This window comes from Cupriavidus sp. H39 (assembly GCF_050271075.1).
Classification (GTDB): Bacteria; Pseudomonadota; Gammaproteobacteria; order Burkholderiales; family Burkholderiaceae; genus Cupriavidus; species Cupriavidus necator_B.
This window is the reverse complement of the sequence record NZ_CP189848.1, coordinates 517,814-531,126: the sequence shown is the minus strand read 5'-3', so window position 1 is coordinate 531,126 and position 13,313 is coordinate 517,814. Positions and strand designations below refer to the sequence as shown.

Annotated in this window: 12 protein-coding genes and 1 riboswitch; of the genes, 3 read left to right on the top strand and 9 right to left on the bottom strand. The window is 65.5% G+C overall.

Annotated elements, in window-relative coordinates; all coding sequences use genetic code 11:
• Window positions 1-161 precede the first annotated feature (161 nt).
• Both ACOCMH_RS17890 and ACOCMH_RS17885 read right to left on the bottom strand, forming a co-directional pair.
• Complete coding sequence (locus tag ACOCMH_RS17890) at window positions 162-1,184, bottom strand: complex I NDUFA9 subunit family protein (RefSeq protein ID WP_427312344.1); 1,023 nt, start codon at window positions 1,182-1,184, stop codon at window positions 162-164.
• A gap of 94 nt (window positions 1,185-1,278) precedes the next feature.
• Window positions 1,279-3,231, bottom strand: a complete 1,953-nt coding sequence (locus ACOCMH_RS17885) for a transglycosylase SLT domain-containing protein (protein WP_427312343.1) — start codon at window positions 3,229-3,231, stop codon at window positions 1,279-1,281.
• Between the two features lie 104 nt (window positions 3,232-3,335).
• Between ACOCMH_RS17885 and ACOCMH_RS17880 the strand changes: the two genes are divergently transcribed.
• Window positions 3,336-3,920 carry a 5-formyltetrahydrofolate cyclo-ligase gene (locus tag ACOCMH_RS17880; RefSeq protein WP_427312342.1) on the top strand — a complete coding sequence of 195 codons (585 nt, stop codon included), beginning with the start codon at window positions 3,336-3,338 and terminating at the stop codon, window positions 3,918-3,920.
• Here ACOCMH_RS17880 and ACOCMH_RS17875 read toward each other — a convergent pair.
• From ACOCMH_RS17875 to ltrA, 5 genes are all read right to left on the bottom strand, one after another.
• Window positions 3,917-4,675: a Mut7-C RNAse domain-containing protein gene (locus ACOCMH_RS17875; protein WP_427312341.1), complete on the bottom strand. Its 759-nt coding sequence runs from the start codon at window positions 4,673-4,675 to the stop codon at window positions 3,917-3,919. The genes ACOCMH_RS17880 and ACOCMH_RS17875 overlap by 4 nt on opposite strands.
• Before the next feature lie 279 nt (window positions 4,676-4,954).
• Window positions 4,955-5,785 (bottom strand): methylenetetrahydrofolate reductase [NAD(P)H], encoded by an 831-nt coding sequence (metF, locus tag ACOCMH_RS17870; RefSeq protein ID WP_171514418.1) that lies wholly within the window; start codon window positions 5,783-5,785, stop codon window positions 4,955-4,957.
• A 40-nt stretch (window positions 5,786-5,825) separates the two neighbouring features.
• Window positions 5,826-6,176, bottom strand: a complete 351-nt coding sequence (locus tag ACOCMH_RS17865; RefSeq protein ID WP_306855679.1) for a phage holin family protein — start codon at window positions 6,174-6,176, stop codon at window positions 5,826-5,828.
• A gap of 87 nt (window positions 6,177-6,263) precedes the next feature.
• Complete coding sequence (gene ahcY / locus ACOCMH_RS17860; RefSeq protein ID WP_427312340.1) at window positions 6,264-7,682, bottom strand: adenosylhomocysteinase; 1,419 nt, start codon at window positions 7,680-7,682, stop codon at window positions 6,264-6,266.
• Between the two features lie 120 nt (window positions 7,683-7,802).
• A riboswitch (S-adenosyl-L-homocysteine riboswitch) is annotated at window positions 7,803-7,918 on the bottom strand.
• Window positions 7,919-7,987: 69 nt separating this feature from the next.
• A complete protein-coding gene (gene ltrA, locus ACOCMH_RS17855; RefSeq protein ID WP_427312339.1) occupies window positions 7,988-9,712 on the bottom strand; it encodes a group II intron reverse transcriptase/maturase in 1,725 nt (574 codons plus the stop codon).
• A gap of 1,190 nt (window positions 9,713-10,902) precedes the next feature.
• Here ltrA and thiD point away from each other — a divergent pair.
• Together thiD and ACOCMH_RS17845 are read left to right on the top strand one after the other, a co-directional pair.
• Window positions 10,903-11,739, top strand: a complete 837-nt coding sequence (gene thiD / locus ACOCMH_RS17850) for a bifunctional hydroxymethylpyrimidine kinase/phosphomethylpyrimidine kinase (RefSeq protein ID WP_427312338.1) — start codon at window positions 10,903-10,905, stop codon at window positions 11,737-11,739.
• 7 nt (window positions 11,740-11,746) lie between these two features.
• Window positions 11,747-12,181 (top strand): PGDYG domain-containing protein, encoded by a 435-nt coding sequence (locus tag ACOCMH_RS17845; RefSeq protein ID WP_427312337.1) that lies wholly within the window; start codon window positions 11,747-11,749, stop codon window positions 12,179-12,181.
• Window positions 12,182-12,204: 23 nt separating this feature from the next.
• Here ACOCMH_RS17845 and ACOCMH_RS17840 read toward each other — a convergent pair whose 3' ends face one another.
• Both ACOCMH_RS17840 and ACOCMH_RS17835 read right to left on the bottom strand, forming a co-directional pair.
• Window positions 12,205-12,654 carry a PaaI family thioesterase gene (locus ACOCMH_RS17840; protein WP_306855675.1) on the bottom strand — a complete coding sequence of 150 codons (450 nt, stop codon included), beginning with the start codon at window positions 12,652-12,654 and terminating at the stop codon, window positions 12,205-12,207.
• 147 nt (window positions 12,655-12,801) lie between these two features.
• Entirely contained in the window at window positions 12,802-13,308 is a 507-nt protein-coding gene (locus ACOCMH_RS17835; protein ID WP_427312336.1) for a GNAT family N-acetyltransferase, read from the bottom strand.
• Window positions 13,309-13,313: the final 5 nt, after the last annotated feature.

Sequence of the window (13,313 nt, the reverse complement as noted above, 5' to 3'; positions counted from 1 at the left end):
GGCACGGTCGCGGGTCGCGACCCATGCGCAGGGCCCGCGGGATGGCGTGGCCGGCGCGCGCCCGACCTGTCATTTTGCCAGCGTGGCAGCCCGCGTCAAAGTGAATTGCGCTCGCAACCGATATGAAATCCGGTCACATAGCCCGCGCCCTGGACTGCGTCTCAGCGGTGTACGCTGGCGCGCATGTGGGTCAGCGCGGCATCGCGGTTGCGCCCGGACAGCGCGTCGGTCATGACCGACTCCAGGTGCACGGGCTGCAGGTTCAGTTCGGGCGCCATCGGGCGCTCCAGCACATTGTCGAGCTGCATCGAGTCCAGGTTGTCGCGCGACAGCAGCGGTTCGCCCGGCATATGCTCCATGACCGCGGCCTGCACCCGCGCCAGCGCATCGGGCAGCGCGATCACCGGGCGCGGATGGCCCGAGGCGCGCCCGGCAAAGCGCACCAGCTCTTCCAGCGTATAGACCTGCGGCCCACCGAGCTCATAACCGTGGCCGATGGTGGCCGGATTCACCATGGCGTTCAGGTAAGCCTGCACCACGTCCTGCACGAACACCGGCTGGAAGCGGGCATGCGCGCACGCCAGCGGCACCACCGGCGCCAGTTGCTGCATGTGGGCGAACAGGTTCAGGAAATGGTCGTCGGGGCCGAACACCACCGACGGCCGGAAGATGGTCCAGTCGAGCCCGCTTGCGCGCACGATACGCTCGCCGTCGCCCTTGCTGCGCAGGTACATCGACGGTCCGTTGCTGTCGGCGCCGAGCGCGCTCATATGCAACAGCCGGCGCACCCCCGTGGACAGGCATGACGCCACAATCTGCCGCACCAGCTCCACATGCGCGCTGGCAAAGGCCTCGCCGTAAGGCTCGCCGCGCTCGCCATGCAGCACGCCCACCAGGTTGACGACGATGCCGTCCACGCCAAGCGAGCCGATCGCGTCATCCAGCGCGGCATTGTCGGCCAGGCCCAGCTCCACCACCTCGACGCGCGGCAGCAACAGCAGGTGCTGCGCATGCTCGACATTGCGCGTGCCGACCACGATGCGATCGGGGGCAATCGGGGAATCTGGGTTGGCGCCGGGCTCCAGCGGCGCGCCGGAGGCCGAGGCGGCGCCGGCCAGGCGCGAGACGAGATGGCTGCCGATGAAGCCGGCGCCACCAATGACGAGGACGTTGCTGGTCTGCATGATGCCTCCGTGCCGGGAAAATCTGCCCGCCGGGCAATGCCGGCGGGCCCGTCTTGCCCGCCCTGACGGGGTCAAAGGGCGGAAAGAGACGACTTCAGGGCAGGCTGGTGGTAGTCACCGCCGACGGCGTGACCGTGCCCAGGCGCGACTTCAGCGACTGCGGCCGGCCACTCATCAATGCAGCATAGTACGTAGCGTTGGAAAGCACATTCTTCACATAGCCGCGCGTTTCCGTGAACGGGATGGTCTCTGCAAAGATCGCGCCTTCCACCGGCCGCGCCAGCGTGCTGCGCCAGGCCTTGGGCCGGCCCGGGCCAGCGTTGTACGCGGCCGACGCCAGCGTCCAGGAGCTGTCCAGGTCGGTCAGCACCATGTTCAGGTAATTGGTGCCGAGCTGGATGTTGACGGTGGGATCGGCCATCATCGACGGCGAAAAGTCGCTCATGCCGATCTTGCGCGCCACATACCTGGCCGTGGCCGGCATCACCTGCATCAGGCCGTGGGCCCCGGCCGACGAGCGCGCATTCATGATGAAGCGCGACTCTTGGCGGATCAGGCCGTACACCCATGCCATGTCCAGGCCGACCTCGTCGGTGGCGCGCTGCATGATGTCGCGGTACGGCATCAGGAAGCGCAGCGTGAAGTCATGCTCGTTGCGGGTGCGGTCGGCGGAGTTGACGGTGCGGTCCAGCAACTCGAGGCGGCGCGCATATTCGGCCGCGGCCAGCAGCTCGCGGTCGCTCATGTTGCGCAGCTCCCAGTTCCACTCGCGGTTGCCCTCGAAGCGCAGGTTCATCGCGTAGAACTTCTGCGCGCGCTGAAAACCGGGGCGCGCGCGCATCGCCATGGCCTCGGCGTCGCTGACGGTGGTGCGCGCCGGCAGCGTGATGCGGTTGCCCAGCTCCTCGCTGGCCAGCTGGCCGTAGAAATTGAACTGGCCCGCAATCTGCTGGAAGTTCTGCTGGGCCTCGGTGTCGCGGCCGTCGGCCTTGAGCGCGCGGCCGTACCAGTAGATCCAGGCCGGGTCCTTGGCGCGCAGCTCCGGGCGCATCAGCTCGACCGCCTGGCGCACCTGCTTCCAGTCGCCCTGGCGCAGCGCGGCGCGCACGCGCCATTCCTGCGTGTCGTCGGACAGCCACTGGTTGCCGCCCAGATCCATCTGGCGGCGGTAGTAGCCGGCCGCCTCGGGCAACAGCTTCTTGGCCGCGAACTGGCCAATCACGCCCCAGGCCGCGCCCTGCTCGTCGCGCGACAGCGCGCCCTGCGCCGTGCTGAGGTAGGCCACCGCCTGCGACGGGTCGGCGCGCGCCATCTTGACGATGGTGGCGAGGGTATCGCCGTCCATGCGCGCATCCGGCAGCAGCGCGGCGATCTTGGCGGCCAGCGTGAGGTAGTTCTGCTCCAGCGCGAGGCGCGCCTGGAAGGCCACGTCGCTGCGCTGGATCTGCTGGCTCTGCGCCAGGTAGCCGATCAGGTCGACACAGCCCTCGCCGTAGTACCTGGGATCGCTCAGCACGTTGCGCGCATCGGCGGCCACGTTCTGGCCCTTGAGCGCGCGCGACAGCAGCGCATAGCACTCGACCTGGGTATCGTCCTTGAGCGCGAACTGCGGATACTCGACGTCGAAATTGGCCCAGTCGCGCTTCTTGCCCAGCACCAGCAGCCAGTCATTGCGCATGCGGTCGGCAATCGCGTCGCCCTTGTAGCGCTGCAGGAATACGCGTACCTGGTCGTCCGGCGCATCGATGCGGGCCAGGCCGCTGGCGTCGAACAACTGCGGCTTGATGCGGAAGTACTCGACATAGGACGGCACCGGGTAATCCACCAGCGTGGCCGAGATCGCGTAGGCGCGTTCGACGTCGTTCTTGCGCGCGGCTTCGCGCAGCGCGGCGAAGGCCTCGTCGGGATCGCTGGGGATCACCGTCGACGGCGCGCGCGACACCGCTTGCGGGCGCTTCTGCGCGTGGACCGGCGTGACAAGCAATGCACATGCAAGGGCGATCCAGGCGGCCCGCCCTGCACGCTGCAGATATACTCCCTTCAGCATTCTTCTTCCTTGTCGATGACGGCGGCGCCGGCGCCTGCACCGTTGTGCCAAAATCCGCGGCTTCGCCGTCCGTGTTGGTTCGGACCAGGGCATTATCCCACGCCATGTCTGCCACTCCTGCCACGACCGCCCCCACCCCCGCCGCCGGCGACCGCCGCGCGCTGCGCGCGCAACTGCTGGCGCGGCGCGCCGCCCTGCCCGCCCGCGCCGAAGCCGACGCGCGCATCGCCGCCGCGCTGTCTGAACTGCTGGCGGGCCTGGCCGTGCGCTGCCTGGGCTTCTACTGGCCGATCCAGCAAGAGTTCGACGCGCGCGCCGCGGTAGCGCAGTGGCTGGCCGACGTGCCCGGCCGCCATGCGGCGCTGCCCTCGGTCAGCCGCCCCGGCGCGCCGCTGGACTTCCACCTGTGGACGCCGGATACGCCCATGGCCACCGGCCACTACGGCATCCCGGTGCCTGACGGCACCGAGGCCGCCATGCCTGATGCGCTGCTTATTCCCTGTGTCGGTTTCAGCCCGGACAAGTTCCGCCTGGGCTATGGCGGCGGCTTCTACGACCGCACGCTGGCGGCCATGGCGCCGCGGCCGGTGGCGATCGGCATCGGCCACGACGCTTGCCGTATCGCGCTGCAGGCGCAGCCCCACGACATCGCCATGGACTGGATCGTGACGGAGTCGGGTGCGTTCTAGGCCGGATCGGACCCGGCGTCCCGCACCAGCTCATCGACCAGCGCGCGCATGCAGCGCCAGTGCGAGCCTTCCCAGAACACCCGCCGGCAGCGGTCGCAAGTGACGAAGCTGCGATGGCGCTCGAGCACGCCGTCCGGCACGCGTCCGGCAGCGGCGGCCGCCTCCAGCGTGTGCAGCGGCACGTTGCAGTCCAGGCACAGCGAAAATGGCCGGGCGCTGCCCGCCAGGTCAAGCCGCGCGAAGATCTCGCGCACCTGCTGGCGCGGCTTGAGGGCGCGCACATAGCAGCCGTGCGTGATGCCGCGGCGCTTGAGCAGTTCGCGATCGCGCGTCAGCACGATGCGGCCCTCGTCGACGGCGATGCGCTCGATCTCGCTGTCTTCGAAATGGTTGTCGTAGAGCGTGTCGAAGCCGGTCATGCGCAGCAGATGCGCCAGCCCGCCCAGGTGGGCGTCGGCGACAAAGCGCATGACGCGCAGCGGCAGCTCGCGTACCCGCAGCAGCGGCGACACGTCGATCCGTTCGAACTTGGGATAGACCGAGACCCGGTCGCCATCGCACAGTTGCCGGTCGAATCCGCATGACTCGCCGTTGACCAGGATCAGCTCGACCTCGGTATGCGGCACACCCAGCGCCTCGATCATGTGCTTGACCGTGGCGGCGCGCGCGCACACGCAGGACAGGTCGCGCCGGCGCTGGTCCGGCGCGAGGAAGTCGTTCAGTTCCTCGTAGAAGCGGAAGGTCGCGGTGACCATGGGGGCGAGTATGGCACCGATTGCTGGACGCCGGGAGCACCACAATCCCCGTGCAGCAGGCACCCCTCTCCCGCTCGCGGGAGAGGGGTGGGGTAAGGGCCGATGTTTGCCGGAGCCGCTATGCCGGATAAAACCGTTGGCCCCGTTTTTCGTGGTTCCTCGCTAAACCACCCCTCACCCCGACCCTCTCCCCATGACGGGAGAGGGGGAACACCTTGCTTGGGCAAGCTCGAGCTGCTTTGGAGCACCCAAAACCGCTCGCTTTTTCTGCGGCGTTGCTTACAGCTTCAGCCGCTGCCAGATCGCCTTGGTCGCGCCTGCCGCGTTGAGCGTGTAGAAGTGGAGGCCCGGCACGCCTGCCGCCAGCAGCCGCTCGCACAGCCCCGTCACCACGTCCAGCCCGAAGGCGCGGATCGATTCGCGGTCGTCGCCGAAGCTCTCGAGCCGCTTGGCCACCCAGCGCGGCACTTCGGCGCCGCACATCTCGGAGAAGCGCATCAGCTGCGAGTAGTTGGTGATCGGCATGATGCCCGGCACGATGGGCACCTCGACGCCCAGCGCGCGCACATCGTCGACAAAGCGGAAATACGCGTCGGCGTTGTAGAAGTACTGCGTGATTGCCGAGTCGGCACCGGCCTTGACCTTGCGCACGAAGTTGTCGAGGTCATGGCGCGGCGATTTCGCCTGCGGATGGTACTCGGGGTAGGCGGCCACCTCGATATTGAACCAGTCGCCGGTCTCGGCACGGATGAACTCCACCAGCTCGTTGGCGTAGCGGAATTCGCCGATCTCGCCCATGCCCGACGGCATGTCGCCGCGCAGCGCGACGATATGGCGGATGCCGCCGTCGCGGTACTGCTGCAGGATCGCGCGGATGCTCTCGCGCGACGAGCCCACGCACGACAGGTGCGGCGCGGCCTCGATGCCTTCGCGCTGGATTTCCAGCACCGCGTCGAGCGTGCCCTGCTGCGTGGTGCCGCCGGCGCCGAACGTCACCGAGATGTACTTGGGCTTGAGCGGTGCCAGCTGCGCACGCGTGTTGCGCAGCTTCTCGGTGCCCTCCGCCGTCTTGGGCGGGAAGAATTCAAAGCTGAAGTAGCGGTCTTGCATGATGGTGGCGCGCCGCGTTGGCGCGGCGCGCGAAATAGTGTCAGTCGTCGCGGTTGCCCAGCAGCAGGCTGGCCAGCAGCCACGAGATCACGCTGTACAGGATCGAGCCCAGCAAGGCCGCCCAGAAGCTGCCGACGGTAAAGCCCGACAGCAGGTTGCCGACAAACAGGAACAGCAGCGCGTTGATGACGAAGATAAACAGCCCCAGCGTCAGCAGCGTCACCGGCAACGTCAGGATCACCAGGATCGGACGGATCAGCGTATTGACCAGGCCCAGCACCAGCGCCGCCAGCATCGCCGAGCCGAAGCTCTTGATGTGGATCGACGGGATGATGTACGGCAAGACGAACAGCGCAACGGCGTTGATGATCCATACGACCAGTAGTCTCATGACGGCTCCTTGGTTGGCTTCGATGGCGTGGTTGCTCCCTCCCCATGCATGGAAGAGGGAGCACGGCAAGCGCGGCGCGCGATCCGATCAATAGCGGTAGTGATCCGCCTTGTACGGGCCTTCCTTCTTCACGCCGATATAGGCAGCCTGCTGCTCGGTCAGCTCGGTCAGCTGCGCGTTCAGCTTGCGCAGCTGCAGGCGCGCGACCTTCTCGTCCAGGTGCTTGGGCAGCGTGTAGACCCCGACCGGATACTTGCCGCTGTCGCGCTCCTGCCAGAGTTCGATCTGCGCGATGGTCTGGTTGGCGAACGAGCTGCTCATCACGTACGAGGGGTGGCCGGTGGCGCAGCCCAGGTTCACCAGGCGGCCCTTGGCCAGGATGATCAGCTTCTTGCCGTCGGGGAACTTGACGTGGTCGACCTGCGGCTTGATCTCGTCCCATTCGTACTTCTCGATCGAGGCGATGTCGATCTCGTTGTCGAAGTGGCCGATGTTGCAGACAATGGCCTGGTCCTTCATCTTCGCCATGTGCTCATGGGTGATGACGTGGTAGTTGCCGGTGCAGGTGACGAAGATATCGCCATGCTCGGCGGCGTAGTCCATTGTCACCACGCGATAGCCTTCCATCGCGGCCTGCAGCGCGCAGATCGGGTCGATCTCGGTGACCCACACTTGCGCCGACAGCGCCCGCAGCGCCTGCGCGCTGCCCTTGCCCACGTCGCCGTAGCCGGCCACGATGGCGACCTTGCCGGCGATCATCACGTCGGTGGCGCGCTTGATGCCGTCCACCAGCGATTCGCGGCAGCCGTACAGGTTGTCGAACTTGCTCTTGGTGACCGAGTCGTTGACGTTGATGGCAGGGAACTTGAGCTCGCCCTTCTGCGCCATCTGGTACAGGCGGTGCACGCCGGTCGTGGTTTCCTCGGTCACGCCGCGGATGGCGGCGAGGTTGCGGCTGTACCACGACGGGTCCTTGGCCAGCTTTTCCTTGATCGCGGCGAACAGGAAGGTCTCTTCCTCGCTGCCCGGGTTGGCGATCAGCGACGCATCCTGCTCGGCCTTGGCGCCCAGATGCAGCAGCAGCGTGGCGTCGCCGCCGTCGTCGAGGATCATGTTGGGCGTGCCGCCGTCGGCCCAGTCGAAGATGCGGTGCGTAAAGTCCCAGTATTCCTTCAGCGATTCGCCCTTGAAGGCGAACACCGGCGTGCCGCCCGCGGCGATGGCGGCGGCGGCGTGGTCCTGCGTCGAGAAGATATTGCACGAGGCCCAGCGCACATCGGCGCCCAGCGCCTTGAGCGTTTCGATCAGCACGGCGGTCTGGATCGTCATGTGCAGCGAGCCGGCGATGCGCGCGCCCTTGAGCGGCTGTGCGGCGGCGAATTCATCGCGGATCGCCATCAGGCCGGGCATCTCGGTCTCGGCGATGGCGATTTCCTTGCGGCCCCAGCTGGCGAGGTTGATGTCGGCGACGAGGTAGTCTTGCTTCAGGTCGGTCACGGCGTTCATGTTTCACTCCCGGTGAAGAGTGGCACGCAGGTGACGAGATCGGGCAAGCGGGCGGCGGCATGGCAGCGGGGCACATGCGCAGCGGGCGGATAGGTCGACTCGCCTCCGTGCGAAACCACGGATCAGCGAGCGCCGTTGAAGACAGTCCGAGCCTGGCGGATGGCATGGGGCAGCTGTGCCGCCGACCGCGCGATGTGCTTCGCCGGCCGCCATCCGTTGCAACGCTCCTCGGGAGGGTAGGAGTATACCATCGCTGGTGACACTCCCCCCTAAGAACCGTACGTGCGGGTTTCCCCGCATACGGCTCAAGCCTCAACAAAGTGATCGAATAAATCGAACACCGGCTTCACAACGGTTCTGCCGTGGTGATGAACTTGAACATGGCAACCCGGATGCACCAGTACTCGGTTCCCTAGAGCGTCGGAACCACCAAGAACGCGCGGCACGATGTGGTGATCATCCCACCCCGTCTCTTTGGTCATTTTGCACTGACACAACGCACATAAACCCTGCTGGGACATATACAGCCTGATCCACTGCTTGCGGTGCGACATGCTTTGCAGCATGCGCTCCTGTCGCAGTTTTTCGCCATACATTTCCCAGACCGGATCAAAAGGATTGAATTCCCCCTTGACCTTCGCGTGCCTTCTGATCGGCGTGCCCGCGAGCGGGTATAACTCCAACCAGAAGGGATTGCCCTTCTTATCCACGGTTGTGGTACCAAACACCCAGTTCCGATTGCCGATGGTTACGAAATACCGCTTGCGTACCCAGTCAGCGTTCTTACCTCGATGTCGCCGCTTTGCCCACCTCCACAGAGCCTGAAAAACCATGCGCTCCATTCTGGTGAACATTGCCTTCGCTACCACTGGACTGTGATATTGCGCCCAGCCCCTTAGCATCGGATTCAGCAGTCGGATCAGATCTTCTTGCTTTCTTCCCTTCATGGCACTGATGACTCCTTTGACCGTGCGGTAGAACGCTTGCGCGTTTTTCTTGCTCGGCTTGATGAGCAGTTTTCCCGAGTACTTCCGGAAATTCCACCCAAGGAAATCAAAGCCTTCGGCGATGGTGACGATCCGCGTTTTCTCCGTCGATAGTGTCAGCCCCCTGACAGCGAGGAACTGTTCCACCCACGGCTTCACTTCGCATTCCAAGACCTCCGGTGTGTTACCGGTGATCACGAAGTCGTCCGCATAGCGCACAACATTCACCTTGTGCCTTCGTAGGTTGTGGGCCCCTAACTTCGCCTTGAGGGCGGTGGTCAGTTGCTGTTCCAACCCGTTCAGCGCCACGTTTGCCAGAGTCGGGGAAATGATGCCCCCCTGTGGTGTTCCGGCGTCGGTCGCCTGAAACTGGCCTTGAAATACCACGCCAGCTTTCAGCCATTTCCTAAGGATGGCTTTGTCCATTGGGACATTGCGCTCCAACCAGTCGTGACTGATATGGTCAAAGCACCCCTTGATATCCGCCTCCAACACCCATTGGGCCGAAACCTTCTGGGATAGGGAGGCGAATAACTGGCTCATGGCATCCGCGGTAGACCGATTGATCCGAAACCCATACGAGTTCGGATCGCCCGTTCCTTCGGACACCGGTTCCAGCGCCAGCAGAAACAACGCTTGCATGGCTCGATCCAACATGGTCGGAATGCCCAGGGGGCGCTTCTTACCGTTGGCTTTGGGAATGTAGACCCTCCTTAATGGCAGTGGCCTGTACCCCCGGCGCTTCAACCGCCCGATGGCTTCCCACCGGACTTCAGGCGTTTCCCACGTTACGCGATCGACTCCCGCCGTCCGCGCACCTTGGTTCATCGTCACTCGTCGTACAGCCGATGCCTTGGCGGAGAACGAGCGGGTCAAGGACCTTTGCAGGGCTTTCACCCGACGCCAATCCTCTTCCTGTGTTGCCTTCGCAATTCGAATCTGCATTACTCGAACGTTCCGCTCTATGCGGCGCCAATCGATGTCGCCCCACTTTTGCGGTACGCCGGAAGGCGCAGATTCATCCTCGCGGATCAATGCTTCCATGCTGCCCTCCTTATCTTGAGGATCTTCCCCAACATCAAGAGACAACATGCCCCTTGCGGGACAAGTTGTCCCACAAGGGAAGAAAAGTTAAACAAGCGAGTTCAGTCAGTCGTCTTGCGACGAGTAGACCAGTTGGAAGTCTGCCCGCTTTCGCGTGGGATGATGTTTCAATCCCTATCCGGATCATTACAACCCGGCATTCGCTTTTTCCAACCTCCCATACCCGCACAGCCGACAGCGTTCCTTGCGGTTCGCCTGCCTGAGCAAAACTGCACTCGGGCAGCCATACGGGCTTACCACGTTCCCCACGCGTTACACGACTGGGTTAGGGCCTGCCTCTTCGCCGGTGGCTTAACGACGACGTACTCCGACCACTCAGCGGAGTATCCAGCCACGTACCTTTTGGTGAGTGCCTGTCATCAGCTTTGGCACCGTAATACTCACGACGTTTATCAGCAGTTCACATGTGTTGCCCATACCAGCCAGCCTAGCTCCTCAACCGATGCTGCTTCGGTTTGCTGCCTACGGACCTCACGATCCATTGGCACCCTTACGGGGGCTACATTGTCAGGGAAGCTTCACACCCCACCGTTACCAGTGACGCATGTCCCCCTAGGCTACCGCTAGTCGCATAGCGAGTTCTCTATCAAGGCGCCCACGCGGGCGTGCTCGACCGAACCATAACGCGTAGAGCTTACGCTCCGGGCCTCAGTCCTTACTTATGTGCTCCCGTAAAGGCGAGCGCTTACCGACGTGCGAGCGCAGTGGCTGCAGTCGGTCCAAGACGCGATGCCGACCCGATGGGTCGGCTTAAATCGTGTGGCAGTTATGCAACAGAGACGTGCGCAGACGCCTTCCCGCTGGGAAAGTGTCAAGGCGAATTCGCCCGAAGGCGAGCGTCTCCGCCTTGGGCGATGGCTGGCTGTTGACCAGCAAAAGCAAGCTACAATCCCTACCGAAGATCCGGCAGGCGTTGCACCGATTGACTTACCTCACCTTGCGGCTCGGCGTGTCTAAGCAAGAAATGGTTGGGATTGGACGGTGTCAGCCGAGGCCGCCACCTTGTCCCAACAGAGGTCGATGCTCCTTACGTTGGAGCTACCCGGACACGAGAGTGCGTGTCGCACGAGTGGCGGTATTGTAGCGTGCCCGGGCGCCTTGCGCACCGGCCCTCCTTGATTTCCGCACAGATGATCCCAACGCCACCCCGCACCCTGACCATCGCCGGCTCCGACTCCGGCGGCGGCGCCGGCATCCAGGCCGACCTGAAGACTTTCTCCGCGCTGGGCTGCTTCGGCATGAGCGCCATTACCGCGATCACCGCGCAGAACACGCTGGGCGTGACCGGCGTGCATGCGATCCCGGCCGACATGGTCGCCGCGCAGATCGATGCCGTCGCCAGCGATATCGGCGTGGACGCGGCAAAGACCGGCATGCTGGGAACCGCCGCCATCGTCGAGGCCGTGGCCGCCGCCGCGGACCGGCATGGCATCCGCAAGCTGGTGGTGGATCCGGTGATGATCTCGACCTCGGGCGCGACGCTGTCCGACGACGCCACCACGCAGGCCATGGTGCGGCTGCTGTTCCCGCGCGCGCTGCTGGTCACGCCCAACCTGCCCGAGGCTTCCTATCTGCTGGGCCGCAGGATCGCGCGCCGCGCCGACATGGAACCGGCCGCCGCCGACCTGATCGCGATGGGTTGCCCGGCGGTGCTGCTCAAGGGCGGCCACCTGGAGGACGATGGCGCGGCCGGCATCGCCGGGGGGCTGGACGACCTGCTGATGCTGCGGGACGGCACCGTGCGCGTGTTCACGCATCCACGCGTCGATACCCGCAACCTGCATGGCACCGGCTGCACGCTGGCGGCGGCGATCGCCGCGCAGCTGGCGCGTGGCGATGCGCTGCAAGATGCGGCGGGCAAGGCGCTGGACTATGTGGCACAGGCCATCGCGGCCGGTGCCGGACTGCGGCTGGGCAGCGGCAACGGCCCGCTGAACCACGCCTTCGCGCCACGTGCGCTGGGTTGAGCGGCAAATGCACAGGCTTACCGATATCGACCTGCGCAGCGATCCCGACGCCGCCTTCTACCTCAAGCATGAAGTCGTCGACGTGAAGTTCGCCACCGAGGCTGGCGAGCTGATCAGCCGCGAAGGTCCCAACCGCTACCAGCCTGGCGATGCGCTGGTCACCAGCGCCACTGGCGATCGCTGGTGCGTATCGCGCGACCGCTTCGATCCCAAGTACGAAGCCATCCCGCCGCTGGCGCACGGCCAGGACGGCGCCTATCGCAACAAGCCGGTCCCGGTGCTGGCGCGCCAGATGGGCGAGCCCTTCAGCATCGAACGCAGCGCCGGCGGCGACGTGCTGCACGGCAAGCCGGGCGACTGGCTGATGCAATACGCGCCCGGCGACTATGGCATCACCGAGCGCGCGCGGTTCGAACAGGTGTACCGGCCGCTGCAGGACTGAACGGCCGGGCTTTCAGGCAGGAATCAGTTGCCGCCGCTGGACAGCGGCACCAGCTTGAACGCCGCGCGTGCCACGCACACCACGTTGCCGTCGGCATCCTTCACCTCGCCCTCGCAGAACGCAATGCGCGCGCCGCGGCGCAGGCAGCGCGCTTCCAGCGTCAGCTCGCCGCGCGCGGCGGCCAGGAAATGGGTCGACATGTCGATGGTGATCACGCCCGTCTCGGTGGGCGCATGCGAGCGTGCCGCGCCGCTCAGCGTGAAATCCAGCGTCGCCATCAGCGTGCCGCCGTGCACGTCGCCGCGGCTGTTCACCAGCTGCGGGTGCGCCGGCAGCCGTGTGCGGCAGTAGCCCTCTTCGATCAACTCCGGCTGCAGGCCGAAATAACGCATCAGCGGCACGTCGATGCCGAAATAGGGCTTTTCGGGCGTGCCGGGGGCGGCGGGGATGATGGTGGGGAGCTGGGTCGACATGGTGGGCGCTGCGGGAGGGTTGGCGGGGAATGCTGCCCGACATCATAGCGGCGGGTCCGGTCCGGCTCCGGCGGCTGGGCGAATGTCGCACAAATCTTGTCCCCGGAAAGCCGCCGTAGCTCGCGCCGCGGGAACCAGGCTGCCCTCTCAGAACTCCTGCCGCATCGCCACGCGCTGGCGCAACCCCGCAGCGCGCTGTGCCGCCAGCGCCTCCGCCAGCAACGGGCACAGCTCGCCGTCCTCCAGCCGCCGGAACCCCATCGAGGCATAGAACGGCGCATTCCAGGGCAAATGCGCGAAAGTGGTCAGGTTCAGCGTGCGCAGGCCGTTCGCCCGCGCCCAGCCCTGCACGGTCCCGACCAGCGCGCGCCCGATACCGCGCCGGCCATGGTCCGGATGCACGTCCATTTCATCGAGATAGCCGCAGGCGCCATTGCGGCTGGCCAGTGCGAAGCCGGCGAGCTCGCCCGCATGCTCGGCCACCCACAACCGTCCTTCGCGCTGCGCGGCGGCCAGCGCCGAGTCCGGCGTGCTGACCAGGCGCAGCAGCGCCGGCAGGTCGCCCTCGGGGAACAGCGCCGCCGCGGCCAGTTCGATGTCGGGCAGCCGCGGCAGGTCAGCCACGGCCGCCAGGCGAATGCGCGGCGCGGGCACGGCGC